Genomic DNA, 2026 nt, shown 5'->3' with positions numbered 1-2026 from the left:
CTACTGAACCGACAAGGTAGATCCACGCCGTGCGTGGATGCGGTTCGGGCGCGGCTCATCCACGCATGGCGTGGATCTACTGAACCGACATTGCATTCGGGCCGCCAGCACTGGCCCCCGCCTAACGCCCGCTGCGATAGTCCGCAAGCACGCCGTCCATCAGCGCGCTGGTCCGTGCCGCCGAGTACCCCGTGGAGGGTGAGCGGCCGACGCCCTGCAGCTCCGCCACCACCTGGGTGATCAACGGCTGCTGTATCGCCTGCGGGTTGAGGAACTCAAGCACCCGCGTGCCTTCTGCGGTTGTCACCACTACAGGGCCGTCGCCGAAGGTCGAAAACGTCATGACACCGGCATCGCCGGTGATCTCGACCTCATCCAGCGCCCGGAACGAACTGAATCCCCATTGACCCACGCCCTGTACGCCATTGGCCGCCTGGAAGCACAGCGACACCGTGTCCTCCGCCTCGTACCAACCGCCAAGATTGCCGGCGGTGCTTCCCTGCAATGTCAGCGGGCCGAGCAGGAAATCCAGCAGGTCCAGCGTGTGCGAGCCCAGATCCATGAACAGGCCGCCGCCAGCGATGCCGGGCTGTGTGCGCCAGAACGATGGCGACTGCGACTCCGGATGGTGCGTGCGGTACAGCGCCGTGCGAACCGTGCGGAGAGCGCCAAGGGTGCCAGCGCTGAGCAGCTGCTGCACCTGGACAAACCTGGGCAACGCGCGCCGGTAGTAGGCAACAAAGACCGGCACGCCAGCTTCCTCACTGGCGGCCAGGATACGGGCGCACTGCCGGTGATCCATCGCCATCGGCTTTTCGATGTAGACCGGCTTGCCTGCGGCAATGGCCTTCAGCGCATACAGCATGTGCGTGGAAGGTGGCGTGGCGACGTAGACCGCATTGACCTCAGGGTCATTGATCAGCCGGTCGGCATCGTCATACCAGCGGCTGATGCCGTGTCGCCGTGCATAGTCCTGCGCCTTGGCGGCATCGCGACGCATGACGGCAACCACGCGTGAGCCGGGCACCTGGCTGAAAGCAGGCCCACTCTTCCTCTCGGTGACGCTGCCGCAACCGACAAATCCCCAGGCAATGGTGCGCTCGCTCACGTGGGACACCTGATGAAACGAATGAAACTGCATTGTGCAGCCCGAGGGCACAGGATTGCCATGCACCCCGCTCGAGGCGTGCGAAGATCGACAAAGCGACAATATGATGTGACCGTCGTACGCAACGCATGCAACACGTTTCAAAAAACCACACGCGCGATAATCCACGCGGCAGAAAAAACCAACGATGTATTCAATTATCTGAATGTTTGCATGGTTTTCCGTCTGATGGATTCCTAACATTCTCTCCGTCGCCAAGCACCCTCACGCGGGCGACGCCCCTTCTTTGCGCTTCCACAGCAGGACGGGAACCATTCCAATCATTGTCCGAGAGAGACAACCTCCATGAACTCGATCATCAAGAAGGCCGCGCTCGCTGCAGCGCTGGTCACCGCATCCTCGTCTGCGTTTGCCATCGACACCCGCATCTCCGTCTACGCGAACGTGGACACCACCCTGGCCTTCCAGCAGGAAGACGGCAGCCCGCTGCCGGACAGCATCACCATGAACTACCTGCCCGACTTCACCACCGGGCGTCCTGGTGGTCTGGAGCCTTGGAAGTTGAATACCCGCATCTTCACCAACGACGATTCCAAGAACATTGAAGTGAGCCTGCAGAACGCATTGGAGCTGGTACCGACCATTGGCGTCATTGGTGCCACGCCGGTGCCGATGACCGTGACTCTGCATGGCCTTGAGCTGACTGCCACCAGCCAGGATCTGGCTGCAACCGATCTCTTCGATGGCGCTATCCCAGGCGTCTCCAAGCCGCTGGAGCTGGCGATCACGCAGACTACCGCCGGCCCGCTGAAGACCGGCAGCTATGAAGGGATGGCCACCATTGTGATGCGCCACAAGCCGTAAGCACCCCCCGGGGGGGGGGGGGGGGGGGGGGGGGGGGGGGGGGGGGGGGGGGGG

At 62.7% G+C, this 2026-nt stretch carries 2 protein-coding genes; one reads left to right on the top strand and one right to left on the bottom strand.

Features of this window, described 5'->3' with window-relative positions; all coding sequences use genetic code 11:
* Positions 1 to 121: 121 nt before the first annotated feature.
* Complete coding sequence (locus tag IAE41_RS22215) at positions 122 to 1108, bottom strand: Gfo/Idh/MocA family oxidoreductase (protein WP_325167020.1); 987 nt, start codon at positions 1106 to 1108, stop codon at positions 122 to 124.
* Between the two features lie 345 nt (positions 1109 to 1453).
* Between IAE41_RS22215 and IAE41_RS22210 the strand changes: the two genes are divergently transcribed.
* Positions 1454 to 1972, top strand: coding sequence for a CS1 type fimbrial major subunit (locus IAE41_RS22210; protein WP_200734597.1), 519 nt, complete (start codon positions 1454 to 1456; stop codon positions 1970 to 1972).
* The last annotated feature ends 54 nt before the right edge of the window (positions 1973 to 2026 follow it).

This window comes from Stenotrophomonas sp. S39, from assembly GCF_016624665.1.
Lineage (GTDB): Bacteria > Pseudomonadota > Gammaproteobacteria > Xanthomonadales > Xanthomonadaceae > Stenotrophomonas.
The sequence above is the reverse complement of the archived record's forward strand: the minus strand, read 5'-3'. Positions and strand labels throughout refer to the sequence as shown.

Coding starts and splice junctions, on each gene's coding strand:
- IAE41_RS22210 (WP_200734597.1), top strand. CDS start 1,454: ATGAACTCGATCATCAAGAAGGCCGCGCTCGCTGCAGCGCTGGTCACC.